Annotated in this window: 24 protein-coding genes; 17 read left to right on the top strand and 7 right to left on the bottom strand. The window is 73.1% G+C overall.

Annotation, left to right across the window (positions count from 1 at the left end; genetic code table 11):
* The first annotated feature begins 7 nt into the window (after positions 1–7).
* Both O7602_RS23585 and O7602_RS23580 read left to right on the top strand, forming a co-directional pair.
* The gene (locus tag O7602_RS23585) at positions 8–1,048 is read left to right on the top strand and encodes a fumarylacetoacetate hydrolase family protein (RefSeq protein WP_281584796.1); all 1,041 of its coding nucleotides are present in this window, start codon (positions 8–10) and stop codon (positions 1,046–1,048) included.
* Positions 1,045–1,878 (top strand): fumarylacetoacetate hydrolase family protein, encoded by an 834-nt coding sequence (locus tag O7602_RS23580; RefSeq protein WP_281584795.1) that lies wholly within the window; start codon positions 1,045–1,047, stop codon positions 1,876–1,878. The genes O7602_RS23585 and O7602_RS23580 overlap by 4 nt, the downstream gene beginning before the upstream one ends.
* Positions 1,879–1,994: 116 nt before the next feature.
* On the opposite strand, the gene O7602_RS23575 is transcribed toward O7602_RS23580, so the two are convergent.
* Positions 1,995–2,378: a phosphoribosyltransferase gene (locus tag O7602_RS23575; RefSeq protein WP_281584794.1), complete on the bottom strand. Its 384-nt coding sequence runs from the start codon at positions 2,376–2,378 to the stop codon at positions 1,995–1,997.
* Between the two features lie 352 nt (positions 2,379–2,730).
* Entirely contained in the window at positions 2,731–3,645 is a 915-nt protein-coding gene (locus tag O7602_RS23570; RefSeq protein ID WP_281584793.1) for a DNA-processing protein DprA, read from the bottom strand.
* Between the two features lie 393 nt (positions 3,646–4,038).
* Here O7602_RS23570 and O7602_RS23565 point away from each other — a divergent pair, with 393 nt between their 5' ends.
* Complete coding sequence (locus O7602_RS23565; protein ID WP_281584792.1) at positions 4,039–5,268, top strand: hypothetical protein; 1,230 nt, start codon at positions 4,039–4,041, stop codon at positions 5,266–5,268.
* 115 nt (positions 5,269–5,383) lie between these two features.
* On the opposite strand, the gene O7602_RS23560 is transcribed toward O7602_RS23565, so the two are convergent.
* Positions 5,384–5,863, bottom strand: coding sequence for an anthrone oxygenase family protein (locus O7602_RS23560; RefSeq protein ID WP_281584791.1), 480 nt, complete (start codon positions 5,861–5,863; stop codon positions 5,384–5,386).
* Between the two features lie 71 nt (positions 5,864–5,934).
* Here O7602_RS23560 and O7602_RS23555 point away from each other — a divergent pair, with 71 nt between their 5' ends.
* Positions 5,935–6,882 carry an AraC family transcriptional regulator gene (locus tag O7602_RS23555; protein ID WP_281584790.1) on the top strand — a complete coding sequence of 316 codons (948 nt, stop codon included), beginning with the start codon at positions 5,935–5,937 and terminating at the stop codon, positions 6,880–6,882.
* Between the two features lie 91 nt (positions 6,883–6,973).
* On the opposite strand, the gene O7602_RS23550 is transcribed toward O7602_RS23555, so the two are convergent.
* Complete coding sequence (locus O7602_RS23550; protein ID WP_281584789.1) at positions 6,974–9,205, bottom strand: DUF4153 domain-containing protein; 2,232 nt, start codon at positions 9,203–9,205, stop codon at positions 6,974–6,976.
* A gap of 163 nt (positions 9,206–9,368) precedes the next feature.
* Between O7602_RS23550 and O7602_RS23545 the strand changes: the two genes are divergently transcribed.
* Complete coding sequence (locus O7602_RS23545; protein ID WP_281584788.1) at positions 9,369–10,280, top strand: lytic polysaccharide monooxygenase; 912 nt, start codon at positions 9,369–9,371, stop codon at positions 10,278–10,280.
* A gap of 3 nt (positions 10,281–10,283) precedes the next feature.
* Here O7602_RS23545 and mgrA read toward each other — a convergent pair whose 3' ends face one another.
* Positions 10,284–11,273, bottom strand: coding sequence for an L-glyceraldehyde 3-phosphate reductase (mgrA, locus tag O7602_RS23540; protein WP_281584787.1), 990 nt, complete (start codon positions 11,271–11,273; stop codon positions 10,284–10,286).
* Between the two features lie 66 nt (positions 11,274–11,339).
* Between mgrA and O7602_RS23535 the strand changes: the two genes are divergently transcribed.
* The 9 genes from O7602_RS23535 (at position 11,340) to O7602_RS23495 (ending at position 20,952) form a co-directional block, all read left to right on the top strand.
* Positions 11,340–12,308 (top strand): aldo/keto reductase, encoded by a 969-nt coding sequence (locus tag O7602_RS23535; RefSeq protein ID WP_281584786.1) that lies wholly within the window; start codon positions 11,340–11,342, stop codon positions 12,306–12,308.
* A gap of 4 nt (positions 12,309–12,312) precedes the next feature.
* Positions 12,313–12,810, top strand: coding sequence for a hemerythrin domain-containing protein (locus tag O7602_RS23530; protein ID WP_281584785.1), 498 nt, complete (start codon positions 12,313–12,315; stop codon positions 12,808–12,810).
* A 60-nt stretch (positions 12,811–12,870) separates the two neighbouring features.
* Positions 12,871–14,121 carry a histidine kinase gene (locus O7602_RS23525; protein WP_281584784.1) on the top strand — a complete coding sequence of 417 codons (1,251 nt, stop codon included), beginning with the start codon at positions 12,871–12,873 and terminating at the stop codon, positions 14,119–14,121.
* A complete protein-coding gene (locus O7602_RS23520) occupies positions 14,118–14,768 on the top strand; it encodes a response regulator transcription factor (protein ID WP_281584783.1) in 651 nt (216 codons plus the stop codon). The genes O7602_RS23525 and O7602_RS23520 overlap by 4 nt, the downstream gene beginning before the upstream one ends.
* A 73-nt stretch (positions 14,769–14,841) precedes the next feature.
* Complete coding sequence (locus O7602_RS23515; RefSeq protein ID WP_281584782.1) at positions 14,842–15,900, top strand: hypothetical protein; 1,059 nt, start codon at positions 14,842–14,844, stop codon at positions 15,898–15,900.
* 71 nt (positions 15,901–15,971) lie between these two features.
* On the top strand, positions 15,972–17,483 hold the full coding sequence (locus O7602_RS23510; RefSeq protein WP_281584781.1) for a sigma 54-interacting transcriptional regulator: 1,512 nt from the start codon (positions 15,972–15,974) through the stop codon (positions 17,481–17,483).
* A 2-nt stretch (positions 17,484–17,485) separates the two neighbouring features.
* The gene (locus O7602_RS23505) at positions 17,486–19,438 is read left to right on the top strand and encodes a VWA domain-containing protein (protein WP_281584780.1); all 1,953 of its coding nucleotides are present in this window, start codon (positions 17,486–17,488) and stop codon (positions 19,436–19,438) included.
* Positions 19,439–19,806: 368 nt separating this feature from the next.
* Complete coding sequence (locus O7602_RS23500; RefSeq protein ID WP_348651341.1) at positions 19,807–20,352, top strand: hypothetical protein; 546 nt, start codon at positions 19,807–19,809, stop codon at positions 20,350–20,352.
* A 123-nt stretch (positions 20,353–20,475) separates the two neighbouring features.
* Entirely contained in the window at positions 20,476–20,952 is a 477-nt protein-coding gene (locus O7602_RS23495; protein ID WP_281590485.1) for a hypothetical protein, read from the top strand.
* On the opposite strand, the gene O7602_RS23490 is transcribed toward O7602_RS23495, so the two are convergent.
* Complete coding sequence (locus O7602_RS23490; RefSeq protein ID WP_281584778.1) at positions 20,926–21,939, bottom strand: helix-turn-helix domain-containing protein; 1,014 nt, start codon at positions 21,937–21,939, stop codon at positions 20,926–20,928. The two genes, O7602_RS23495 and O7602_RS23490, sit on opposite strands and share 27 nt — an antisense overlap.
* A gap of 71 nt (positions 21,940–22,010) precedes the next feature.
* Between O7602_RS23490 and O7602_RS23485 the strand changes: the two genes are divergently transcribed.
* Entirely contained in the window at positions 22,011–23,300 is a 1,290-nt protein-coding gene (locus O7602_RS23485) for an MFS transporter (RefSeq protein ID WP_281584777.1), read from the top strand.
* Between the two features lie 4 nt (positions 23,301–23,304).
* Here the strand turns inward: O7602_RS23485 and O7602_RS23480 are convergent, their stop codons facing one another.
* Positions 23,305–24,018 carry an RICIN domain-containing protein gene (locus O7602_RS23480; protein WP_281584776.1) on the bottom strand — a complete coding sequence of 238 codons (714 nt, stop codon included), beginning with the start codon at positions 24,016–24,018 and terminating at the stop codon, positions 23,305–23,307.
* Positions 24,019–24,116: 98 nt separating this feature from the next.
* Here O7602_RS23480 and O7602_RS23475 point away from each other — a divergent pair, with 98 nt between their 5' ends.
* Positions 24,117–25,502 carry an FAD-binding oxidoreductase gene (locus tag O7602_RS23475; RefSeq protein WP_281584775.1) on the top strand — a complete coding sequence of 462 codons (1,386 nt, stop codon included), beginning with the start codon at positions 24,117–24,119 and terminating at the stop codon, positions 25,500–25,502.
* Entirely contained in the window at positions 25,499–26,842 is a 1,344-nt protein-coding gene (locus tag O7602_RS23470; RefSeq protein ID WP_281584774.1) for a class I SAM-dependent methyltransferase, read from the top strand. Before O7602_RS23475 ends, O7602_RS23470 begins: the two co-directional genes overlap by 4 nt.
* Positions 26,843–26,885: the final 43 nt, after the last annotated feature.

The raw sequence follows: 26,885 nt of genomic DNA, 5'->3' as shown, positions 1-26,885 counted from the left end.
GATACCGATGAAACTGACGACTGCTGAGCTCGTTGGCGGCGTGCGTCGGGTGGTGGCCGTCCAGGCCGACGAGTCCCTCGTCGACCTGGCGGCCATGTCGGCCGGGCTCAACCTGGGCCCGGTCGGCTTCCCCCGCGACATGCTCGACCTGATATCGGCCGGACAGACCATGACGTACTTCCTGGGTCTGTGCCAGGAAGCGATCGACGCCGGCCGGTCCGATGACTACACCCTCCCGGCCGGCTCGGCCCGCTACCTGGCCCCGATTCCCCGCCCGACGAAGATCGTGTGTGTCAACTCGAACCGCGCCAACTCCAACGTGGAGCTGCTCGAACCGAAATGGGGCGGCGTCTGGCCCCGGCCCCAGTTCTTCCTCAAGGCGCCGAGTGCCGTCATCGGTCACGAGGAGCACATCCTCGTCGAGCCGCAGATGGGACCGGTCCAACCCGAGGGCGAGATGTGCCTGATCATCGGGCGGCAGGCGCGACGCCTGACGAAGGAGAACGCGCTCGACCACGTCGCGGGCGTGTCGCTCCTCGGCGACTACTCGGCGTCGACGTTCGGTCTCCAGGACGGCGTGATCCTGCACATCTCCAGCAAGGACGGCGTCGAGGACTTCATCAACCGGCCCATGGCACGGGCGAAGGGCGTGGACACCTTCTCGCCCATCGGCCCGTGGCTGATCCCGCTCACCGCCCTGCCCGACCTGGGGAGCATCCGGCTCACCACCGACATGGTCGACGCCGACGGCAAGCGGCTGACCATCCAGGACGGCACCATCGGCGAACAGCGGTTCACCCCGGCCGAGGCCCTGGTGACCATCACCGAGTGGATGACGCTGGAGCCGGGCGACGTCGTCGCGCTCGGCGCGGTCAGCAATGTGCCCGGCCGGCACCTGCGCGACAACAACATGGCGGAATACCACAACGGCGCGATCGAGCTGCACGGCTCCGGCATCGGCACGTTGCGCAACCCGATCACCGTCTGCGCGGACGGTGAGTCCACGTCACTTCCGCCGGCGGTCATGCAGAGGAGGCTGCACTCGTGAAACTAGGTACCGTCGACACCCCACAGGGCGCGATCGCCGTGGTCGAGCGCGACGGCGCGTTCCGGCGGCTCGAATCGAGCGTGCTGGAACTGCTCCGGTCCGGACCGGAGGCGCTGGCCGAGGCCGCGAGCCGCGCGACGGAGCCGGTGAGCTTCACCGACGCCGACCTCCTCCCGGTGATCCCCGACCCCGGCAAGATCCTGTGCGTGGGGCGGAACTATCTCGAACACGTCGAGGAACTCGGTAACAAGGTGACCAAGTCACCCGAGATCTTCGTCCGCACCCCGACGACCCTCGCCCGGCCGTACGGCCCGGTCATCAACCCGAAGCTGTCGGACCGGTTCGACTGGGAGGTGGAGCTGGCGGTCGTCATCGGCAGGGCGGGTCGCCACATCGCGCCCGAGGACGCCTACCACCACGTGGCCGGCTACACGATCTTCAACGACTTCACCGCTCGGGACTACCAGCGCCGGACGACACAGTGGACGCCCGGCAAGAACTTCGACCAGACCGGGCCGCTCGGGCCCTACCTGGTGACCTCCGACGAGATTCCGGACCCGTCCGGCCTCGACATCAGCCTGACCATCGACGGCGAACAGATGCAACACTCCAACACGCGCATGTTGATCCACTCGGTGCCGGCGCTCATCGCCTTCCTGAGCTCCTTCGCGACGCTGCTGCCGGGCGACGTCATCGCCACCGGGACACCCGGCGGCGTGGGCGACGGGCGCGACCCGAAGGTGTTCCTGCGCAGCGGCCAGGTCGTCGTCAGCACCATCGAGGGCCTCGGCGAACTGCGCAACGTGGTCGAGGACGAAGTGGCCGGCTGAGCCGGCGGACCGAACGTCAGGCGAGCGTCGGCCGGGTGAGCCCGCCCGGCCGACGCTCGCCGACACCTGCCGGGTCGAACTCCCGGGTCGCCTGGAACGGGGCGGGCTGGCCTCAGCTAATCCTCCGCAGCGCAGCGAGTGGTGTCGAAGACCGGGCTGGCGATCACATTGAGCAATTGCCTGGCCGGATCGAAGTGCGGATCCACATGGCGACCGAGGACGACAGCGGTCACAGTGGTAGCGCCGAGGATCTTCAGCGCGTGCGCCAGGGACTGTGTCCGCGCGCCAGTTGTCCAGGTGTCCTCGAGAACCAGTGCGTGGACGGGCGCGACTGACGCGGGCATGAGCGGCGTGAACCAGTCGGCGTGAAAATCATGATCGTCAGGGCCGTAGCGCGGGTTGACGGCGCTCATGATCCAGGGCAGCCGGAGGCGTTCGCCTACCAGGACGGCCAGCGGGTGCGCGCCAGCGCGGCTGCGGGTGCTCGGTACGGCGATCACGTGCGTCGGTAAGGCTCCGGCACGGGCCGCCGCACACGGGAGATGATCACGGAGGAAGAGCAGTAGGAGCGCAAGCAGACTCCAGCGAGCCTGCCCGGACGGAGCCGTGCCCTTGTACGTCCGGAGGTTGTGGTGGTGTTGCGACGTGCGTGGCGAGTAGGAGATCGGTAGCACGAGGTCTGCGAGGACGCCTTGAGACCGGGTGAGGTGGGACTGGCAGCGAAAGCAGAGTGAATAGCCATCGCCTCGCACACCCCGGCATGTCGGGCAGATCCAGGAGTATGCCGGTAGCGGGTTGCGTAGATAACCGCGTTGGACTTGGACGTGCCGGCTGATGATGGTCCAGCGTTGGTCAGCGGAGGGCGAAGTCAGGGAAGTTCTCCAGGCCGGCGTCGGTGAGCTGGTAACTGAGGATGTCGTCGAGGGCTTCCAGCAGATGGGCGGTGCCGTGGACGACGTAGACGCCCGGGTTCTCGGCGAACGTCCTGGCCCAGTCGCACTGCATGACCGGGCTCGTCAGCACGACGGGACGGCCGTGCTGCAGGGCAAGGCGGGCCTGGATTCGTGCGCCGCTGGTCTCGCCCGCCTCGACGACTATCGTCGCGACTGCGTACCCGCTCATGACGGCGTTGCGCATAGGGAAGCTCTGCTTGCTCGGCGGGGCGTCGGGCCAGAACTGGGAGATCACGAGCCCGACCTCGGCGATGTGGTCCTGCAGGCGCTGGTTCGCCGAGGGGTAGTACCGGCGAATGCCGGTGCCAACGACCGCGACCGTGCGCCCACCCGCCTCCAGCGCAGATGAGTGCGCGGCGGTGTCGATGCCGGCGGCCAGCCCGCTGACCACGGTCACCCCGCGACCGGCAAGCGTGGTGGCGACGGCGCGAGCTATCCGCAGCCCATCCTCGCTTGCCTTGCGACTGCCGACGACTGCCACCGCCTGGTCGTGGACCCGTAGATCACCTCGGCTGAACAGGAGCGGTGGCATCTCCCGGATGCCGAGCAGTTGGGCCGGGTAGGTGTCGTCGAAGAAGGCGTGGACGCCGATTCCATCCGCCTGCCAACCGGTGATCTCGGCGGCGGCTGCGCTGATCAGATCGGCGGTCGAGTCTCCGTCCGGGAAGAGCGTGTCGGAGTGGCCGACCGTGCGGTCGAGGACTGCCTCGGCGCTGCCGTTCTCCTGGATGTCGAGCGCGATCTCCGACCAGCGCGCGCGAGGCAGGCGAAGCAGCGCGACCAGGGAGGCCCGCTCGATCATCGCCGTGTCCATGGACTCAATCGTAGGCCCTGCGCTGGGCACGTCGCTCAGCCATCCTGGCCGGTGTCGGGGACGGGAGCGACGAGCGGATGCCATCTCTGGAACATATGTTCGATATGCGCCAAAATCAAGGGTCGCGACGCCGCTCGGTCGTCACAGATCCTCCGGACGGGGTGGCACGGCATGGGCGGTGTCCCATCGCTTCCCACGCCGTTCCCCGCTGGTCGATCCCACAACAGGGTTCTGGGCGTACCCGCCCGGCGCGGACTTCTCCACCGGTCGGCGCTGTGGCTCATCGACGTCGGTGGTGTTGGATGGTTCGGAAGCTGGCCGTCGCTCGGTCGTCGGCCGGCGTATGCAGGTGGACCGTCACCGCTTCTCTCCCCCGCACGCCAGGAGCCGACGTTGGACAACGAGATTCAGCTGATCAGCGACGGTGATGGCCTGGCGGTCATTGGGCACCCGACAGATGTCGAGCAATTCCTCGTGGCTGAGGGGCTGCCGTCGCGGGAACTCGGGCTGCAGCGGCTCGGAACTGCTCTGCACGCCGGAGCCGCAGCCGCCCAGGTCGGGTCCGAGCTTGCCGCCAACTCGGGTCGCTGGGTGAAGCTGACGAAGGAATCGGCGCAACTTGTCCACCGGCACGGGCTGATGCCGAGCAAGACTCCCGGAGTCAGCCATGCGATGGTGGGGAAGCCCGGCTCGATCAAGTCCTGGCTCCAGATCACGAAGGGGCCGGGATCGATGGCGGCCAGTCCGGCGCTTCTGGCGGGCGCTGCGGGGATCATGGCCCAGCTGGCGATGCAGCAGACGATGAACGAGATCACCGACTACCTCGCGGCGATCGACGAGAAGGTCGACGATGTGCTGCGCGCGCAGAAGGACGCGATGTTGGCCCGCATGATCGGGGTGGGCTTCGTCATCGAGGAGTCCATGACCATCCGGGAGAAGCGGGGCCGGGTCGACGAGATCACCTGGTCGAAGGTGCAGGCCGCGCCGGCGACGGTCGCGGAGACCCAGGCGTACGCCCTGCGTCAACTCGACACCATCGCAGAGAAGTTGGAGCGCAAGACGAACATCGGTGACCTGGCCAAGGCGGCCAGGGAGGCAGAGTCGGGGGCGCGGGAGTGGCTCGCCGTGCTGGCCCGCTGTTTTCAGCTCCAGGACGCGATCGCCGTGCTGGAGCTCGACCGGGTGCTGGACGCGACCCCGGATGAGGTGAACGGGCATCGCCTCGGGCTGAAGACTGCCCGGCAGAACCGGATCGAGCTCATCTCACGGTGTACCGAGCGCCTGATGGCCCGAATGGATGCGGCTGCGGGCAAGGCCAACAGCAAGGTGCTGCTGAATCCGATGGACTCGCCGGCCGTCGTGCAGTCGAGCAACCACGTTTCGATCGCCGTCGTCGACTTCCACGGGCGGCTCGGGATCGAGGGCACTCGACAGGCGTCGGAGGCGAGGGGATGGGCGGACGCGGCCATGGAGTTGCGTGACAGGGCGCTTGAGACCGGAGCGGACGGCGTCGACGTCGCCAGGCGCGTCGGCAACGAAACCTTCGACCTGGCCAGATCGGCGACGGGCAAGCTCTCCGGGCGGTTGACCGAGCGGGTGTTCGGTCGGCGTAGGGACGACTGATCGCAGCCGGAACTCAGTGCGCTGGCTGCCACGGCGCGCTCCTCCTGCGCTGACGATCTCGACCACTTCGGGCCACCACAAGGGCGAGACCGAGATCGCCGCCGCGTGGCTTACCTCAGCGGCCGGCGACCACGAGCGCCCAGCAGAGCGCGCCGAAGCCGGCGGTGCTCGCCAGCGTTCGGACCAGGTTCCAGGTGACCCAGGTGGCCTCGAAACGCTGCCGAGCGCCGTCGAGGTCGTCCGCGCCGGCCGCCGCGAGCGCGTCGTTCAGCGGTACGTTGACCGCCGCCGTGATGCCGACCATCACCAGGTGGAGCGCGAGCCCGCCGAGGATCCACGGCAGGGCCGGACGGCCCGCGCCGCGCGCGGCCAGCACCGCCGACAGCGCGGTGAGCGCCGGCGTGCCCAGGAAGATCAACAGAAACCAGCCGTTGACGATGGACACGTTGATCCGCTGCATCGCGTCCACGAACGTCCGGTCGTCCGCGCCCCGCAACGCCGGCATCACGGCGTAGGAGAAGGCGGCGAAGAGCCCGGCCGTCAAGCCGGCCCCGAGAGTGGCCCCGAGCAACGACAGGTGCTGTGTGAGTCGCATGTGCTCATCTCACCGCCGGACGGTGAGACGCCCCATGGTCAGGACGCGCGATTGCATGTGTAATCGTCTCCGTGGACGTCGTCGCCGGCCTGCTCGACGGTCCCCGGGCCCGGGGCGCCTTCCTGCTCCGTTCGATCCTGACCCCGCCCTGGTCGATGCTGATCCGGGACGAGGCACCGCTCACCCTCGTCGCGGTGGTGCGCGGGGACGCCTGGCTCGTGCCCGGGCAGGGCGCCGCCGCCCGGCTCGGCACCGGGGACGTGGCGATCGTGCGCGGCCCGGCTCCGTACACCGTCGCGGACGATCCGGCCACGCCGCCGCAGGTGGTCGTCCACCCCGGCCAGCGCTGCACCACACCGGACGGGCGCGAGCTGTACGAGATGACGCGGCTGGGCGTACGCACCTGGGGCAACGGCCCGGACGGCCGGACGGTGCTGCTCACCGGCACGTACCCGGTCCGGGGCGCGGTCGGCCGGCGGTTGCTGGACGCGCTGCCGGCGCTCGCCGTCGTCCCGTGCGCGTCCTGGGACTCCCCGCTGGTCCCGCTGCTGGCCACCGAGATCGTCAAGGACGACCTCGGTCAGGAGGCCGTGCTGGACCGTCTGCTGGACCTGCTGCTCATCGCCGCGCTGCGCGAGTGGTTCGCCCGGCCCGGGGCGGCGCCCGCCTGGTACCGGGCGCACGCCGACCCGGTGGTCGGCCGCGCGCTGCGGATGCTGCACCACGATCCCGCCCGCCCGTGGACGGTGGCGTCCCTGGCCGCGGCGACCGGGATCTCCCGGGCGTCGCTCGCCCGGCGCTTCACCGGACTGGTCGGCGAGCCACCCATGTCGTACCTCACCGGGTGGCGGCTGGCGCTCGCGGCCGATCTGCTCCGGGAGCCCGACGCGACCGTCGGCGCGGTCGCCCGCCGGGTCGGCTACGGCAGCTCGTTCGCGCTGAGCGCGGCCTTCAAACGGCGGTACGGCGTGAGCCCCCGGCACCACGTCGACGGCGGCAACCCGCCGGCGGGCCGGTGAGCACCACGGGCGGTCGAGGCAGCCGGAGGCCGCCAGCGGAGAGGCGCGCCGGTCCGGCCGGACCGCGACGTGCGCGGCCCGGCCGGCGGCGTCAGCGGGGACGCCGGGTCTTCGGCAGGTCGAACTGGTCCGCCCGGCGGCAGTCCTTCGGGCCGCCGACCGCGTCCGGGCCGACCCGGTCGAGGGCCTGGCGGGCCCGGTGCCGGCCCAGGTTCCAGGCGTACCACGGATCGGGCTCGTCGAGTTCGTCGGCGATCCAGCTCAGCGTGCACCGGCGCACCGGGTCGGGGAGCCGGGTGAGAGCGGGCGTGGCGTCGGCGGACAGCGCCCGCAGGTACCAGGCGTCGATCTTGCCGGTCTGCTCGTACCGCAGGGTGTTGCGTCGGGCCGCGTAGTCCTCCGGGTTGAGCACCGCGAGGCCGAGCAGCATCGCCACGGCCAGCGCCACCGTGGCGCCGGGGATCCACCGGCCCTGCCACCGCACGCCGGCCGCCAGGATCATCAGGAAGACCGCGCCCAGCATCAGCTCGAACGCCATCACGAAGATCCGCTCGCCGGTGAAGCTGTAGACCTTCTGGTAGGCCCACATGCGGGACAGCGCCGACGCCACGATCACCACACTCAGCGCGCTGAGCAGACCGAGCAGTACGCGCAGCAGGGTGCGCTCGACCGACCGCTCCCGGCCGGCCCAGCGGGTCACGCCGCCGAGCACCGCCACGGTCAGCAGCGTGACGAAGAGCAGCTGCCAGAAACCGCTGCGGGCGTATTCGGCATAGCTGAGCCCGGCGACCTTCTGCACATGCCGCTGGCCGCCGAAGAGCACGGTGAACTGCACCACCACGAAGCCGGCGAAGAGCAGGGTCAACGCCCCGATGGCAGGTGCCCACTCCAGCAGGCCGAGGCGGCGCCGGCCCGGCCGGTCCACGGTGGACAGGTCGGGTGGGGCGGCAAGCGTGTAGACCGCGGCGACCGCGATCAGCCCGCCCACCGCGGCCAGGAACAGCCCGCGGAAGACCGAACCGACCTCGACCTCGGGTACGAGCGCGCCGAGCGCCTCGGCGAACGCCGCGTCGGCCGAGGCGAGCAGGCTGCCGAAGACCACGAGCACCACGAGCGTGGCGACCACCGAGACGGTGACCTTGCGGACGGTGGTCACCTGCGGCGAGGCAGCGACGTGCCGGCGTACCCAGGGCAGGCCACGCAGCGCCGCGAACGGCGTGGCGAGCAGGCCGAACAGGATCGAACGGACCAGCCGGCCGCCGACGATGGCGAGGGTGGCGCAGCCCAGCGCGCCGAGCACGCAGAACGTCACCAGCCACCAGGCGTTGCGGAACGCCGGCACGGCGAGCAGGGCCAGGGCGGCAACCGCCCAGCCGGCGCGGATCAGCCGGTCGGTGCGGGGCAGCTCGGCGGCCCGGGGCCGGACCGCCAGCAGCACCGCGACCGTGAGCGTGAGCCAGCCGAGGAACCAGCCGATGCCGACCCGGCTCAGCGGCACGAAGATCGCGCTGCCGAGCGCGCCGGCCAGCACCGCGAGCGGAACCGCCCGGCCGGTGGCCGGCTTCGGGCCGGGCCACCGGGCGCCGAGGAAGGAGGTGCGGGGCGTCGGCGGTCGGGCCGCCCAGCCCGGCGCCGGCGGGTAGTGCACCCAGGGCCGCGGGTCCGGGTGTCCCGGTCCGGGCACCGGCGGCGCCGCTGCGCCGTGGACGGTCGGAGAGACGTGCCCGGCGGTCACCGGCGGACTGTCCGGCGCGCCCGCCGTCGGCACGGTATGCACGGCGGCGGTCGTCGGGGCGGCCCCAGGGGCGACCGGCCCGGCGCCCGTCGCGGCGGAGACCGTCGGACCGGTCGGGCTCGCGCCGGCCGGGTCCTCCCCGACCGGTGCGGCGTCCGCCGGCTTGGTCGGGCTCGTGCCGGTTCGGCTCTCCACGGCAGGCGCGGCGTCCGCCGGCTTGGTCGGGCTTGCGCCGGTCGGGTTCTCCGCGGCCGGGGCGGCGTCCGCCGGCTTGGTCGGGCTTGCGCTGGTCGGGCTCGCGCTGGTCGGGTTCTCCACGGCCGGGGCGGTCGCCTGGCTGGGCACGCCGGGCGTCGGCGCGCCGCCCGGGACCAGCGGCAGGAACAGCGCGTACCCCTGGGTGCCGGGGGGCACGGTGACCGGGATCGCCCAGCCCTCCGCGCCGGGCCACGGCACCGGGGGCGGTGCGCCCTCCATCGTGGGCAGCACCAGCAGGTACGGCTGGATGGCGGGAGGCGCGTCGCCCGGCGGAGGCCCGTCCGCGGTGGCGGCGCGGGGCGGCTCGGAAGGCTGTTCCGGCTCGGACAAGGCGCACTCCTCGATGACAGGGTGCCGTCACTCTAGGGCCCGCCCGGGGCACCGCGCCGCCCCGGTTGTCCGTTCGGTCGGCCGAGCCTGGCCGGTCATGGCACCGATGGGGATCGAACCATTGCGGTTCCGCGTCCGTACCAACGCCCAGGAGGTCGATCACATGGGCACACGTCGCGCGCTCGTCGCGTTCGCCGCCGTCGCCGCGACGCTGCCGCTCACCGCCGTGCCGGCAAGCGCCCACGGCGCGCCGACCAGCCCGATGAGCCGTGGGGCGGCCTGCGGACCGGAGGGGGGCCGGGCGGAGACGCCCGCCTGCCGGGCCGCGATCGCCGCCGGGGCGGCGGTGCGCGAGTGGGACAACATCCGGGTGGCGCGCATCGACGGGCGGGACCGGGAACGCATCCCGGACGGGGAGCTGTGCAGCGGCGGCCTCTCCGCCTACCGGGGGCTGGACCTGCCCCGGGCCGACTGGCCGGCCACCACGTTGACCGCCGGCGCCCGGCACACCTTCCGCTACCGCACCACGATCCCGCACAAGGGCACGTTCCGGTTCTACGTCACCACCGACTCGTACGCCCCGGACCGGCGACTGACCTGGGCGGACGTCGAGAGCAAGCCGTTCCTGGCGGTCACCGACCCGCCGATCCGCGACGGCGCGTACGAGATGCCGGGGCGGCTGCCGACCGGACGCACCGGGCGGCACCTCATCTACGTCGTCTGGCAGAACTCGAACACCCAGGACACCTACTACTCCTGCTCCGACGTCGTCTTCCGGGCGGCCTCGGGCGGCTCCGGGGCACGGGCCACCCGGAAGGCGACACCGGCGACGGGCGCGGCGTCTCCGCGTACCCTCGCCGAGGCGGCGACCGGCGACGAGCCGGGGGTGCCGGTCGCGGCGGTGACCGAGACCGGCCCGCTGTCCCGGCCGCTCGTCATCGGCGCGGCGGCGGTGGTGGTCGCCGCGATGCTCGCCGCGGTGGTCGGCCTGCGCCGGCGACGGGCCGGCGGGCCGCCGCCCGGGCGGCCGTGCGGGGTGCGCAACCACCGCGCCGGGCGGCGCCGGATCTGGTGACGCTCAGCCGAGCAGGCGCTCGATCTCGGCCAGGTCCTCCCCGGCGAGGTCCAGGTCGTCGAGCGCGGCGACGTTGCCCTCCAGTTGGGCGACGCTGCTCGCGCCGATGATCAGGCTGGTCATCCGCGGGTCGCGCAGCGCCCACACCAGGGCGAGCTGGGCCAGGGTCTGCCCCCGCCGCCGGGCCACCTCGGCGAGCGCGCGGACGGTCGCCATCTTCGCCTCGTCCAGGTCGCTCTCGTTGAGGAAGACGCTCGTCCGCACACGCGAGTCGGCCGGAATGCCGTCCAGGTAACGGTCGGTGAGCAGGCCCTGGGCCAGCGGGCTGAACGCGATGCACCCGGCGCCGACCTGGGCCAGCGTGTCCAGCAGCCCGTCGGACTCGGTCCAGCGGTTGAGCATCGAGTACGAGGGTTGGTTGATGAGCAGCGGGGTGCCCAGGTCGCGGAGGATCTCGGCGGCCCGGGCGGTCTGCTCCGAGTTGTAGTTGGAGATGCCGACGTAGAGCGCCCGGCCGGAGCGGACGATCGCGTCGAGCGCGCCCATCGTCTCCTCCAGTGGGGTCTCCGGGTCGACGCGGTGCGAGTAGAAGACGTCGACGTAATCCAGCCCCATCCGGCGCAGCGACTGGTCCAGCGACGAGATCAGATACTTGCGGGAACCCCACTCGCCGTACGGGCCGGGCCACATCAGGTAGCCGGCCTTGCTGGACACCACGAGCTCGTCCCGGTACGGCTTCAGGTCGGTGGCGAGCAGCCGGCCGAACGCCTCCTCCGCCGCGCCCGGCGGCGGGCCGTAGTTGTTGGCCAGGTCGAAGTGGGTGATGCCGAGGTCGAAGGCGCGGCGGACGATGTCGCGCTGCCGCTCGAACGGCCGGTCCGGCCCGAAGTTGTGCCACAGCCCGAGGGAGATGACGGGCAGCTTGAGCCCACTGCGGCCACTGCGCCGGTAGTGCATCGAGTCGTAACGGTCGTCGCTGGCGAGGTAGGTCACCAGATCATTCTGCCGCCACCGGCGAACGGACGTGTGGTTGCCACCGGCGCGGGTAGCGTCGAGGTCATGCGTTTCGTGCGGCTCGACACCCCCAAGCCCATCTCGAAGATCGGCCTCGGCACGTGGCAGTTCGGCTCCCGCGAGTGGGGCTACGGCCCCGACTACGAACGCCGGGCCGCCGAGATCGTGCGGCGGGCGCTCGACCTCGGGGTCACCCTCTTCGACACCGCCGAGATGTACGGCTTCGGCCGCAGCGAACGCATCCTCGGCGCGGCGCTGGGTGGCGACCGGGCCAAGGTCGTGGTGGCCAGCAAGATCTTCCCGCTGCTGCCGGTCGCGCCGGTGGTGCAGCAGCGGGCGGTCGCCTCCGCGGCCCGGCTCGGCGTCGACGGCATCGACCTCTACCAGGTGCACCAGGCCAACCCGGTGGTCGCCGACACCACCACCATGCGCGGTATGCGCTCGTTGCAGGACGTCGGGCTGGTCGGCGAGGTCGGCGTCAGCAACTACGACCTGCGCCGGTGGCGGTTCGCCGAGGCCGCGCTGGGCCGCCGGGTGCTGAGCAACCAGGTCCGCTACAGCATGATCGACCGCGGCCCGGAGGAGGACCTGATCCCGTACGCGGAGCAGGCCGGCCGGATCGTCATCGCGTACAGCCCGCTGGCGCAGGGGTTCCTCTCCGGCCGCTACGACGCCTCGAACCCGCCGGCCGGCGCGGTGCGCCGCGCCAACCCGTACTTCCTGCCGGAGAACCTGGCGCGCGGCGCCCAGCTCATCGCCACGCTGCGCGAGGTGGCCGACGCGCACGACGCCACGCCCAGCCAGATCGCGTTGGCGTACGTGCTGCGGCACCCCAACGTGGTGGCCATCCCCGGCGCGTCCGGGGTGGAGCAGGTGGAACGCAACGCCGCCGCCGCCGAGATCGACCTGACCGACGACGAGTACGCCGCGCTGGTCGCCGCCGCACACGCGTTCCGGCCGGTCACCGGCCTGGCCGCGGTGCCCCGGATGATCCGCGCCCGACTGGGAAAGTGACCACATGGACGACATCACCGCACTGATCCTGGACGACCACGCCGCCTTCCGGCGCGGCTTCGCCCGGCTCGACGACGCCCGCGACCCGGCCGAGATGCTTGCGGTCTGGGAGGCGCTCGCCCTGCACCTGGACATCCACGCCGAGGCGGAGGAGGCGATCCTCTACCCGCACCTGGTGAAGCACGGCGACGACGGCGAGGACGAGACCGCCGACGCCATCGGCGACCACAACAAGATCCGCGACGCGATCGCCGAGGCCAAGCTGCACGAGGTCGGCTCGGACGCCTGGTGGACGGCCGTGGGCAACGCCCGTAGGGAGAACAGCGAACATCTCGCCGAGGAGGAGGACGAGGCGCTGCCCGACTTCCGCCGGCACGCGAGCGCGGAACTGCGGGCCGAGTTGGGGGCGCGCTGGCTCACCTTCTACGGCGAGCACAAGAACGGCCGGGACCTGCCGTTCCGCGACAAGAACCCGCAGCGCTACGTGCGGGACCACCGCTGACGGACTGATCTCCCCGACGCGGGGGAGTCGCCCGGCGGGCGGCGGCGGGACAATGACCTGATGACGGTCCGGGGGGTGTTCGCGCCGCTGGTGCGCGGCAGCACCTGGCGGCGGGCCGTGTTCCTGCTTCTCGGCGGCGTGCTCGCGCTGCCGTACGTGCTGCTGGTGGTGGCGTTCGCGCGACTGCTGACGAGTGCGGGGGTGCCGCGCCCGCTCGGGATCGGGCTGCTGCTTGTCGGCGTCGGGCTGGCCGTGGTGCCGGTGTTCCTGGCCGGCAGCCGGGCGCTGGAGATCGCCGCCGCCCGGGCGCTGCTCGCGGTCGACCTGCCGGAGCCGCTGCCGGGCCACCGCCTCGACCGGGAGACGCGGTTGCGCTCCGCGCTCTGGATCGCCGTGCACCTCGGCACCGGCGTGGCGGTGCTGTTCGCCGCGATCAGCGCGTTCCCGATGGCGCTCGTCTTCGTCGCCGGACTGGTCGGGGTGGACGTCGGCGCGGTGTCGGACGAGCGCGTCGGCCCGTTCGACCCGGCCCGCCCGGTGCCGGCCGGGCTGGCCGGGGTGGCTGTGCTCGTCGCGCTCGGCTACGCGGTGGCCGGGCTGGGCGCGCTCGCCGCCTCGATGGCGCCGGTGTTGCTCGGCCCGGCCCAGGCCGAGCGGATCGCCGCGCTGGAGGCCCGCGCCGTCCGGCTGGCCGAGCGCAACCGGCTGGCCCGGGAACTGCACGACTCGGTGGGGCACGCGCTGACCGTGGCGACGCTCCAGGCCGGCGCCGGGCGGGAGTTGCTCGACACCGACCCGGAGTTCACCAGGCGTGCGCTGCGGGCCATCGAGGAGACCAGCCGGCGGGCCATGGACGACCTCGACCAGGTGCTCGGGCTGCTCCGCGAGACCGACTCCGGGCGGCCGGCCGCGCCCACCGCGCCGCAGCACACCCTGGCCGGGCTGGACGGGCTGGTCGCCGCCGCCCGGGCCGCCGGGCTGGTCGTCGAGTCCCGGGTCGCCGGCCCGCTGGACGCGCTGCCCGCGGTGGTGTCCCGCGAGGGCTACCGGATCGTGCAGGAAGGGCTGACCAACGCGGCCAGACACGGCCGGGGGCCGGTCACGCTGCGGGTCGCCGTACCCCCGGAAGGGTTGGAGATCGAGCTGGTCAACGCCGTGCGCGGCGCGGAACGGGCGACCGGCGGCGGGCGCGGGCTGGACGGCATGCGGGAACGGGTGCTGCTGCTCGGCGGGCGGCTCGTCGCCGGCCCGGCGGGGGAGCGGTGGCGGGTCCACGCCACCCTGCCGGCGTCGCCGGAGGAAAACGGGTGACCATCGACGTGCTGATCGTCGACGACGACGAGCTGATCCGGGTCGGCCTGCGGGCCATCGTCGACGCCCAGCCGGACCTGCGCGTCGTCGGCGAGGCGGCGGACGGCGCGGAGGTGCCGCCGCTTGTGGCCAAGCTGCGACCGCGGGTGGTGCTGATGGACGTGCGGATGCCGGCCATCGACGGCATCCAGGCCACCCGCCGGCTGCTCGCCGCCTCCGCCGACCCGCCGCGCGTGCTCGTGGTCACCACGTTCGCCAACGACGAGTACGTCTACGAGGCGCTGCGCGCCGGAGCGAGCGGCTTCCTGCTCAAGCGGGCCCGCCCGACCGAGGTGGTGGAGGCGATCCGGGTGGTGGCGGCCGGCGAGTCGCTGCTCTTCCCGGCCGCCATCCGGCAGCTCGTCGGCGCGTACGGGCGGAGCGGCGGGGACCGGCTGGACGCGGCCCGGCTGACCGAACGGGAGGGTGAGGTGCTGCGGCTGATGGCGGCCGGCCTGTCCAACCCGGAGATCGCGGCCCGGCTGGTGCTCGGCGTGGAGACGGTCAAGACACACGTCGGGAACGTGCTGGCCAAGCTCGGGGTGCGGGACCGCACCCAGGCGGTGATCGCCGCGTACGAGTCGGGGTTCGTGGTCCCGACCGGCTGAGTCCCCCGGCCGGGGGAGACGCTTCACCCCGCCACGGGAGGGTTGCGGAACGTCGACAGTCGAGGCTCGAACCATGACCGCCACGCTGCTCGTACCGATCCGTCACCGGTCCCGGACCGCGCCGCTCGCCGCCGGCTGGCTCGCGCTCTGGGGCGTACTCGCCCTGATCTCCGCCGGGACCGGCGCCGGCTACCCGTTCGGCGTCCACGACCGGGACCGCCAGGTCAACCTGCTCCGGCTGGTGCCGGTGTCGGTCGGGCCGGCGCTGTTCGCGGCGCTGCTGCTCACCGCCGCGGTCGTCGCGCTGGCCATGGCCGGTCCGGCCGCCCAGCCGGCACGGCCGCTGCGCGCGCTGCTGCTCGGCTACGGCTGGACGGTCGCGTTCGTGCTGGCCGTGGTGGTGCCGGACACCCGGGTGCTGATCACCCTGGGCTACGCGCCGATCCTGCTCGTCGGCGCACCGTTCGGCTGGCCGCCCGTCGACTACGCCGACGTGTTCACCTGGACGCTGCTGTGCAAGACCGCCGCCATGGCGGGCGGGGTGCTGCTCGCCCTGGCGACGCTCGGCTGGCAACGCCGTACCGCCGGGGCCTGTGCCGCCTGCGGTCGCGACGGCGCGGACCGGGGCTGGACCACCCCGGCCGCCGCGGCCCGCTGGGGTCGCTTGGCGGCCTGGACCGCCGCGATCATCCCCACCCTGTACGCGCTCACCCGGCTCGCCTGGGCCGCCGGCATCCCGCTCGGCATCTCCCGCGACTTCCTCGACGAGATGCGGGACACCGGACTGGTCTGGGCGGGCGCCGGGCTGGGCGCCTTCGCGGTGGCCGGTGCGGTGCTCACGCTCGGGCTGGTCCGCCCCTGGGGTGAACGGTTCCCCAGGTGGATGGTCGGCCTGGCCGGCCGACGGGTGCCGGTGTCGCTTGCCGTGGCGCCCGCCACGCTCGTCGCGCTCTCGGTCACCGCGGGCTCACTCGGACTGGTCACCGCCCCCCGGTTCTGGGAGCTGACCGGCGGGTTCAGCCTGACCACGCTGCCGATGCTGCTCTGGCCGCTCTGGGGTGTGGCGCTCGGCGCGGCCACGTACGCCTACCTGCTGCGCCGCCGCGGCGTGTGCCGGCGCTGCGGGCGTTGACCACCCCCGGTGGTCGGTCCCGGTCACGGGGCGGGACCGACCACCGGGCGGTGCGGAAAAACTGAGCTAGCGTGGGGCGGGTGAGCGTTCACACCCAGATCTCCCCGGCCCCGCCGGCCGACCTGCCCGGCACGCTCGGCGCGCTGCGCGCGGCCGGCCACCACTACCGCACCGTCAAGCAGGAACTCCGCGACAACCTCCTGGCCCGGATGCGCGCCGGCGAGGACCGCTTCCCCGGCATCGTCGGGTACGAGGACACGGTGCTGCCCGAGGTCGAGCGGGCGCTGCTCGCCGGCCACGACATGGTGCTGCTCGGCGAGCGTGGCCAGGGCAAGACCCGGCTGATCCGCTCCCTCGGCGGGCTCCTCGACGAGTGGACCCCGGTGATCCCCGGTTCGGTGCTCAACGAGCATCCGATGCGCCCGCTCACCCCGGCCTCCCGCGCGCTCGTCGACTCCGCCGGTGACGACCTGCCGATCGGCTGGCTGCACCGCTCGATGCGCTACGGCGAGAAGCTCGCCACCCCGGACACCAGCGTCGGCGACCTGATCGGCGACGTCGACCCGGTCCGCCTCGCCCAGGGGCGCACCCTCGGCGACCCGGAGACCATCCACTTCGGCCTGGTGCCGCGCACCAACCGGGGTGTGTTCGCCGTCAACGAGCTGCCCGACCTGGCCGAACGGATCCAGGTGGCGCTGCTCAACGTGCTTGAGGAACGCGACATCCAGGTTCGCGGCTACCAGTTGCGGCTGCCGCTGGACCTGCTGCTCGTCGCTAGCGCCAACCCGGACGACTACACCAACCGCGGCCGGATCATCACCCCGCTGAAGGACCGCTTCGGCGCCGAGATCCGCACCCACTACCCGCTCGACCTGGAGCTGGAGCTGGCGCTGATCCGGCAGGAGGCCGACCTCGTCGCGGGCGTCCCGGAGCACGTGCTGGAGGTGCTCGCCCGGTTCGCCCGCGAGGTGCGGGAGTCGCCGTCGGTGGACCCCCGCTCCGGCGTGTCCGCCCGGTTCGCCATCGCCGCCGCCGAGACCGTGGCCGCCGCCGCGCTGCGCCGTTCCGGCCTACTCGCCGCCTCCGCCTCCGCCGAGGTGTTAGGCGGGGGCCCCGCCACATCCGAAAGCGTTAACCGGGGCCCCCGCCTCACACCCGAGGCGCCGGTGGCGCGCGTCGGGGACGCGGTGTCGGTGACCTCGACGCTGCGCGGGAAGGTGGAGTTCGAAAGCGGTGAGGAGGGACGCGAGATCGAGGTCCTCGCGCACCTGCTGCGTACCGCCACGGCCGAGACGTTCCGGACCCGGCTGGCCGGGCTGGACCTGTCCGGCTTCACCGCGCTCGTGGCCGAGGGCGGCGCCGTCGAGACCGGGGAGCTGGTCTCCTCGGCGGAACTGCTGCGCCAGGTCGGCACCGTACCGGGGCTGGCCAAGGTGCTCGACCGGCTCGGTTTCGGCGACGCGCCCAGCCCGGAGGAGGCTGCCGCCGGCATCGAGTTCGTGCTCGAAGGGCTGCACCTGACCCGCCGGCTGGGCAAGGACGTCACCGAGTCCGGGCGCACCGTCTACGGCGGCCGGGGCTGACCGTGGCCGGCAACCGGTTCCGGTACGGGCAGTGGCGCGGCGGCCCCGACCCGCTCGCCCCGCCGTACGACGTGCGCGCCGCGGTGGACGCGGTAGGCGCGGAGGTCCTCAACGGCGGCAGCCTGCGGGAGGCGCTGCGTGACCTGCTGCGGCGCGGCCCGGACGGGCGTGGCGGCCTGGCCGACCTCGCCGCCCGGGCCCGCCGGCTGCGTCGGGAGGCGCTGCGCCGGGGCGACCTGGACGGCGCGGTGACCCGGGCCCAGGCGCTGCTCGACCAGGCGCTCGCCGCCGAACGGGACGAGCTGCGGGGACGCGACGGCGACGACGCCCGGTTCGCCGAGGCGGTGCTGGACAACCTGCCCCGGTCCACCGCGCGGGCGGTGTCGGAGCTGGCCGGGTACGACTGGGCCAGCGCCGAGGCCCGGCAGACCTACCAGCGGATCCTCGACGGGCTGCGTGGCGACGTGCTGGAGCAGCGTTTCGCCGGGCTGCGGGACGCGGCGCGGGCCGCCGGCGACCCGGAGACGCAGCGGCAGCTCGCCGAGATGATGGCCGACCTCAACGCCCTGCTCGCCCGGCACGCCCGCGCGGAGGACACCACCGACGCGTTCGCCGAGTTCATGCGCCGGCACGGCGAGTTCTTCCCGGAACGGCCCCGGAACGTCGAGGAGCTGATCGACGTGCTGGCCCGCCGGGCGGCGGCCGGGGAGCGGCTGATGCGGTCGCTGTCGGACCGGCAACGGGAGGAGTTGGCCGGGCTGATGCGCCAGTCCCTCGGCGACCGGCTCGCCGGTGAGCTGTCCCAGCTCGACGGTCACCTGCGGTCGCTGCGCCCCGACCTGAACTGGCAGCGCGGCGAACGGGTCCGCGGCGACCAGCCGCTCGGCTACGGCGAGGCGGCCGGCGCGCTGGACGAGATCGCCGAACTCGACGAGCTGCTCGACTCCCTCGACCAGGACCAGCCCGGCGCCACCCTGGACGACGTGGACGTCGACGCGGTGACCCGGACGCTGGGCCGCGACGCCGCCGACGACGTCCGCCGCCTGCGCGACCTGGAACGCGAGCTGCGCCGCCAGGGCTGGGTGAGCCGGGACGCGGACGGGCTGACGCTCAGCCCGAAGGCGCTGCGCCGGCTCGCCGGCACCGCGCTGCGGCGGGTCTTCGCCGACCTCACGGCCGGGCCGCGCGGCCAGCACGACCTGCGCTCGGCCGGCGCGGCCGGCGAGGTCAGCGGTGGGTCCCGCCCCTGGGAGTACGGCGACGAGCAGCCCCTGGACGTGGTGCGCACGCTCACCCGCGCGGTCCGCCGCGCCGGCACCGGAGTGCCGGTGCAGCTCGCGGTCGAGGACTTCGAGGTGGTGGAGACCGAGCGGCGGGCGTCCGCGGCGGTGGTGCTCTGCGTCGACCTGTCGTACTCGATGATCTCGCAGGGGCGCTGGGGTCCGATGAAGCAGACCGCGCTGGCCCTGTCACACCTGATGGCCACCCGCTTCCCGCAGGACGCGTTGCAGATCGTCGGCTTCGGGCGGGAGGCGATGCCGTTGACCCAGCAGGAGCTGGCGGCGGCGGAGCCGGACATGCAGCAGGGCACCAACCTCCAGCACGCGTTGCGGCTGGCCGGCCGGCACCTGCGCCGCCACTCCGGCGCCGAGCCGGTGGTGCTGGTGGTCACGGACGGCGAACCCACCGCGCACCTGGACCCGGAGGACGGGGAGGCGTACTTCAACTGGCCGCCGCTGCCGGAGACCATCGAGGCGACGATCCGGGAGGTGGACCGGCTGACCCGGTACGGGGCCACGCTCAACCTGTTCATGCTCGGCGACGACCCCGGGCTGCGCCGCTTCGTCGACGCGGTGGCCCGCCGATCAGGCGGCCGGATGTTCACCCCCGACCTGGACGACCTGGGCGAGTACGTGGTCTCCGACTACCTCCGCGCCCGCCACGGCCGCCGCTGACCAGGTGCTCCCCGCCGTTCTGGTCTGTGGTTCCATCGCCGGATACCAGAGGTGCCACAACTCCAAGACGAGATGATCCGCTTTCGGCCGCCCGGCACTCCGGCCCGCTCCGGTGCGGAAGGGCGCGCGGTTGAGGTCACAGGTGCCTGCAACGCCCCAACACACCAGTCATCAACCGAGCGGGGGGCGCGAGTGGAGCGCTATGGACGTCTGCGGCCGCCGGAGACGTCCATAGCGCTCCAGTCGTGGGCCGAGTGGGGTGTGGGTGGAGCGTTATGGACGTCTCCGGCGCGCGTGGGGTGCGTAGTGTGCAACCGGTTGGGTTAGATGTCCGGTTCGGGCGTGGTGGGTGACACTCTGGCGGCGGAATCCTGCGGAAGAGCGTTCTGGGTGTCGCTGGACTGGCGTTCACCGGTGGTGTGTTCGCCGGTCCGATCGCCGCCCACGCCGACACCCCCGCCCACGCCGCGATGAGGAAGCCGGTCGCCGTGGCGAGCGCGCAGGGTGAGCAGTCCACCATCACCGTGAACGACGAGCAGACCGCCAACGTGAAGGCGATCATCGCGGCGACGAAGAAGGCCGGCCTGCCCGAGCGGGCCGCGGTCATCTCCATCGCGACGAGCTTGCAGGAGTCGAAGCTGGAGAACCTGGGCCACCTCGGCGACTCCAACGACCACGACTCGCTGGGTCTGTTCCAGCAGCGCCCGTCCTCCGGTTGGGGTAGCGCGGAGCAGATCACCGACCCCGAGTACTCGACGCTGGCGTTCCTGAAGGGTTTGAAGCAGGTCGACGGCTGGCAGGACATGCCGCTGACCGAGGCCGCCCAGACCGTCCAGGTGTCCGCCTACCCGGATGCGTACGCGCAGTGGGAGAAGCAGGCCACCGACCTGGTCACCAAGCACTGGAACAGCTGAGACAACGTGCAGGCCGGCATCCTGGAGCAACGGGGTGCCGGCCTTTCGCTCGTCCGGGTGACGTGGGTGGGGTAGTCGGGGTGCGGGCGGTGGTGGCGAGGGTTGGATGCGGGGATGGACGAGGTGGACGCCGCGGCGCTCCGGCGGGCGTACGACGAGCTGCTCGCGGAGGTGGACGCGGGCGGGTTCGGGCCGCCGCCGGAGGGCGAGCTGAGCGCCGAGCAGATCGTGGCGCACCTCGCCGCCAACGACGAGTTGATGAGCGAGGCGACCGAGGCGGTGCTGGCCGGGTCGCCGTTCGCGTACTACGACCTGGACTCCGTGCACCGCCCGCAGCTCGACGCGTTGGTGTCCGAGTGCGGCGGGCTGGACGGGCTGGCGGTCCTGCTCCGGGCCACGAGCCGGAAACTGTGCTCGTTGGCCGAGCGGCTCGGCCCGGCCGCCGAGACGCCTGTGGAGACGGTGCTGCGCGAGGGCTTCGACCTCGACGTGGACGAATCGTTGCCCTGGGGGCGGGCCATGGACCTGCACATCCGGGTGCACCTGCCGATGCACCTGGCCCAGCTCCGCGCGCTACGTCGCCAGCCCCACCTGGCCTGAGACCGGAACCGGGGCCGAGGGCGCGCGAAAGGTGCGGCGGTAGGCGGTCGGGGACACGCCGACCCGGGTGTGGAAGTGCTGGCGCAGGGCGGTGGTGGTGCCGAAGCCGGCGTCCCGGGCGATCCGGTCGACGCTCAGGTCGGTGGTCTCCAGCAGCACCCGGGCGTGTTCGGTGCGCTGCTGGAGCAGCCACTGCGCCGGGCTGAGCCCGGTCTCGGAGCGGAAGTGCCGGGTGAACGTGCGGACGCTCATCCGGGCGTGCGCGGCCAGCTCGCGCAGCGCGACGGGTTCGTGCAGCCGTCGCCGGGCCCACTCGCGGGTGGCGGCGGTGCCGGCCTGCGCGGCGCGGGGCACCGGCCGTTCGATGTACTGCGCCTGGCCGCCGTCGCGCCACGGCGGTACGACGCAGCGCCGCGCGGCCCGGTTGGCCACCGCGCTGCCGTGGTCGGTCCGGATCACGTGCAGGCAGAGGTCGACGCCGGCGGCCACCCCGGCGGAGGTGAGCACCCGGCCGTCGTCGACGAAGAGCACCTCGGGGTCGAGCCGCACGCCGGGGTGCAGCCGGCGGAAGCGCGACGCGTACGCCCAGTGGGTGGTGGCGGGCCGGCCGTCGAGCAGGCCGGCGGCGGCGAGCACGAACGCGCCGGTGCAGATGGACATGATGCGGGCGCCCCGGTGGTGGGCGGCGCGCAGCGCGGTCGCCACCTCGGCGGCCACCGTGCCGTCGGTGAGCGGCGGGCCGGCGTGGATGCCGGGGACGATCACCGTGTCGGCGGTTTCCAGCAGGTCGAGCCCGTGGTCGGGGAGCGCCTGGAAGCCGGCGGTGGTGCGCACCGCCCGGCCGTCGGCGGTGCAGGTGGTGACCGCGTACAGCGGGGTCCGGTCCTCGGTGCGGGCGGCGCCGAGGACCTGCGCCGGGGTGCCGAGGTCGAGGGCGACCACGCCGTCCAGGGCGAGGACGGCGACGCGGTGCGGTACGAGGGGCATGGCCCGATTGTTGCGCACGATGGCTTTCCGGCCACTCGTCGCACCCACCCCGGCAGCCCGAGACTCGACGGGTGAGAAGACTCCATCCGGCCTGGCTCGTCGCCGCGGTCGCGTTCGTGGCCCTGGTCGGCGCCGCCGGCTTCCGCGCCACCCCCGGGGTGCTGCTGCACCCGTTGCACGCCGAGTTCGGCTGGCCGCTCGCCACTATCTCCGCCGCCGTCTCGGTCAACCTGCTGCTCTACGGACTCACCGCCCCGTTCGCCGCCGCGCTGATGGACCGGTTCGGCATCCGCCGGGTGGTGGCCGGCGCGTTGCTGCTGGTGGCGGCCGGCAGCGGCCTGACCGTGGCGATGACCGAGAGCTGGCAGCTCATCCTCTGCTGGGGGGTGCTGGTCGGGCTGGGCACCGGCTCGATGGCGCTTGCCTTCGTGGCGACGGTCACCGGGCGCTGGTTCGTCCGCCGCCGGGGCCTGGTCACAGGCGTGCTCACCGCCGGTGGGGCCGCCGGGCAGCTCGTGTTCCTCCCGCTGCTGGCGGTGCTGGTGCGCGATCACGGCTGGCGCGCGGCGGCGCTCGTCGTCGCCGGGGCCGCGCTCGCCGTCGTACCCCTGGTGGTGTGGTTGCTGCGCGAGCACCCGGCGGACCTCGGCCTTCCGGCCTACGGTGCGACCGAGGTCGTCCCGCCGGCCCGGGCGGAGGGCGGCGCGGCGGCCCGCGCGGTCGGCGCGCTCGCCGCCGCCGCGCGGACCCGGCCGTTCTGGCTGCTCGCCGGTGGCTTCGCGATCTGCGGCGCAACCACGAACGGGCTTGTGGGTACGCACTTCGTGCCGGCCGCGCACGACCACGGCATGCCGGAGACGACCGCCGCCGGCCTGCTCGCCCTGGTCGGGCTCTTCGACATCGCCGGTACGGTGGCCTCCGGCTGGCTGACCGACCGGGTCGACAGCCGGCTGCTGCTCGGCGCCTACTACGCGCTGCGCGGGGCGTCGCTGCTGGTGCTGCCGAGCCTGTTCGCCGGCTCGGCCCGGCCGAGCATGGTGGTCTTCATCGTCTTCTACGGGCTGGACTGGGTGGCGACCGTGCCGCCGACCGTGGCGTTGTGCCGGGAGTGGTTCGGCGCGTCCGGCGCGGTGGTGTTCGGCTGGGTGTTCGCCGCGCACCAGGTGGGCGCCGCGGTCGCGGCGACCGGCGCCGGCCTGGTCCGGGACCGGCTCGGCGACTACGCGGTGGCCTGGTACGTGGCCGGCGCGCTGTCGATCGGCGCGGCCGGGCTCTCCCTGCTGCTGCGCCGGCGCGGTGCGACGCCGACGTTCGTGCTGCCGGTGGCGGCCGGCCGGCGGGCCTGGAGCTATCGGGGCTGACCGGTCAGCCGAGCGCCCACTGCTGCTCGGCGGCGCCGGTGCACGGGGCCTGTTCGAGCTCCCGCCCGGCCTCGGTGCCCGCGTCGTCGACCTGCGCGCACTTGCCGCTGTGCGCGGCGACCAGGAGCACCGGGCCGGCGCCTGTCGGGTTGAGCTTCCACTGCTGGTTGGCCTGCCCGTTGCAGGACCACTGCTGCACGTCGGCGCCGTCGTCGGTGCGCGCCTCGTTGACGTCGAGGCACTTGCCACTTGCCGCGTTCACCAGCAGGTAGGTGTCGGCGGTCACCGGCGTGACCACCCACTGCTGCTCCGGCCCGCCGGTGCAGTCGGCGAGCGCGGCCTGCGCGCCCTCCGGGTCGTCGCCGGTGACACCGACGCAGCGCCCGGACGGCACGCCGCGGATCACCTTCGGCGTGGCCACCGGCGCGGCCGGCGTGGTCGGCTCGGCGCTCGGCGACGGCGACGGCGCGGCCTCCGTGGTGGGCGGCGGCGCCGGACTCGACTCGCTCTCCGCCGGGGTGGGCGCGGCCGCCGCCGGCACCACCGCCCGGTCGGCCCCGCCGCCGAGCACGCCAGTGGCGAAGAACACTCCCAGGAGTACGCCGACCAGGGCGACGCCCAGCGCGATCCGCATCAGCGGGTCCCCCGGCAGTCGGACGCCACGTGCGCGCCGGGCGCCGTAGACGGTGCCGGACGGGTCGGAGTGCGGCTCGGCCATGGAGGCATCCTGACCCACCGGGCCGCCGAGGGCCAGTCGCCCCGGCGAGCGGGTGTTTACATCCCACGAATTGTCGGGGCCGGGCGTAAGGTGCTCTCATGCGAGCTGTCCGTGATCATGAACGGGCGGTGGACACGCTGCGGCAGTCCTACGCCGCGGTGCCCGCCGGTGAAACCGTACGGTTGGCGAAACAGACCTCGAACCTCTTCCGCCCGCGATCCGCGCCCCGCACGCCGGGGCTGGACGTGAGCGGGCTCACCGGGGTGCTCGCCGTGGACCCGGCGGCCCGCACCGCCGACGTGCAGGGCATGTGCACCTACGAGGACCTGGTCGACGCGACGCTCCCGCACGGGTTGATGCCGCTTGTCGTGCCGCAACTGCGCACGATCACGCTTGGCGGCGCGGTGACCGGGCTGGGCATCGAGTCCACGTCCTTCCGCAACGGCCTGCCCCACGAGTCGGTCCTGGAGATGGACATCCTCAGCGGAGCGGGGGAGCTGATCACCACCCGTCCGCAGGGTGAGCACGCCGACCTGCACCGGGCGTTCCCGAACTCGCTTGGCAGCCTCGGCTACGCCACCCGGCTGCGCATCGAGCTGCAACCGGTCCGCCGGCACGTGGCGCTGCGCAACATCCGGTTCACCCGGCTGGAGGAGCTTGTCGACGCGATCGGCGAGGTGGTCGCCACGGGCTCCTGGGCCGGTGAGCCGGTCGACGCCATGGATGGGGTGATGTTCAGCCCCGGCGAGTCCTACCTGGTGCTCGGCGCGTTCACCGACGAGCCCGAGGGCCGCCCGTCCGACTACACCGGCCAGGAGATCTACTACCGCTCGTTGCGCCGCCGCACCCGCGACGTGCTGACCGCGTACGACTATCTCTGGCGGTGGGACACCGACTGGTTCTGGTGCTCGTCCGCGTTCGGCGTGCAGCATCCGGTCCTCCGGCGGCTCTGGCCGCAGCGCTACCGGCGCAGCGACGTCTACCACCGGATCGTCCGGCTGGAGCACCGGCACCAGGTGGCCGCCCGGGTCGACAGGTGGCGGGGCCGGCCGGCACGCGAGCGAGTGGTGCAGGACGTGGAGATCCCGCTGGCCCGCACGCCCGAGTTCCTGCGCTGGTTCGCGGGGAACGTGAAGATGAACCCGGTGTGGCTCTGCCCGCTGCGGTTGCGTGAGCCGGCCGGCCCGGGATCGGCCCGGGCCTGGCCGTTATATCCGCTCCAACCGGGCGAGACCTATGTGAACATCGGCTTCTGGGGAAGTGTGCCGATCGCGGCGGGCGCCGCCGACGGGGATGTGAACCGGCAGATCGAGCACATGGTGTCGGAGACGGGCGGCCACAAGTCGCTCTACTCCGACGCGTACTACGACCGGGCCGCGTTCGACCGGCTCTACGGCGGGGAGACCTGGCGCGCCGTGAAGGACCGCTACGACCCGGATCACCGACTCACCGGACTGTACGAGAAGGCGGTATCCCGAGCATGAGTCTGACCGACCGAACACCAGGGGCGGCGAGCGCCCCCGCCGGCCCGCCGTCGGGCGGCCGGCGCACCGGACCCACAGTCGCGGACGTGATCCGCGCCGTCACCAGCGGCGACCTGCCGGTTCGGGTCACTGCCTACGACGGCAGCGAGGTAGGCCCGGCCGACGCCGGAATCACCCTGTCGATCCGCACCGAGCGGGGCCTGTCCTACCTGCTCACCGCGCCCGGCGACCTGGGCATGGCGCGGGCCTACGTCAGCGGCGACCTGGGCCTCGACGGCGTGCACCCGGGCGACCCGTACGAGGCGTTGCGGGTGCTCAAGGACGAGATGCCGCTGCGGATGCCGCCGGTGGCCGACGCGCTTGCCCTGGTCCGGGGGCTGGGCTGGGAGCGGCTCCGACCGCCGCCGCCCCCGCCGCAGGAGGCGGCGCCGCGCTGGCGGCGGGTGATGACGGGCCTGCGTCACTCGCGGGTGCGGGACAGCACGGCGATCTCCCACCACTACGACGTGTCGAACGCCTTCTACGAGAAGGTGCTCGGCCCGTCCATGACGTACACCTGCGCAGTCTTCCGCAGCCCGGGTGACACGTTGGAGGAGGCACAGCGGTCCAAGTACGACCTGGTCGCCGGCAAGTTGGCGCTGAAGCCGGGGATGCGGTTGCTCGACGTCGGCTGCGGCTGGGGCGGCATGGTCCGGCACGCGGCCCGGGAATACGGTGTCAAGGCGCTGGGCGTGACGCTGTCCCGGGCGCAGGCGGAGTGGGCGCAGGCCGCGATCGAGCGGGAGGGGCTGGGCGATCTCGCCGAGGTGCGGCACCTCGACTACCGGGACGCGCCGCGTGAGCAGTTCGACGCGATCTCCTCGATCGGGTTGACCGAGCACATCGGGGTGCGCAACTACCCGGCCTACTTCGGCGCGCTGAGGTCCCGGCTCAAGCCGGGCGGGCGGCTGCTCAACCACTGCATCACCCGCGCGGACAACCGCGCCCCGCACCGCTCCGGCGCGTTCATCGACAGGTACGTCTTCCCGGACGGCGAGCTGGCCGGCCCGGGGCGGTTGATCAGCGAGATCCACGACGCCGGGTTCGAGGTGCACCACGAGGAGAACCTGCGCCAGCACTACGCGCTGACGCTCGCCGGCTGGTGCCGCAACCTGGTCGACAACTGGGACTTCTGCGTGAACGAGGTGGGCACGGGCACCGCCCGGGTGTGGGGCCTCTACATGGCCGGCTCCCGGATGGCGTTCGAGCGCAACGGCATCCAGTTGCACCAGGTGCTGGCCACGCAGAACGGCCCGGAGGGGGTCAACGGTTACCCGTTGCGCCCCGACTGGACGCCCTGACCCGTACCGACGAGAGGCCGCGCGGACCGCGCGGCCTCTCGTC

The organism is Micromonospora sp. WMMD1128 (genome assembly GCF_027497235.1).
GTDB lineage: Bacteria > Actinomycetota > Actinomycetes > Mycobacteriales > Micromonosporaceae > Micromonospora.
The sequence above is the reverse complement of the archived record's forward strand: the minus strand, read 5'-3'. Positions and strand labels throughout refer to the sequence as shown.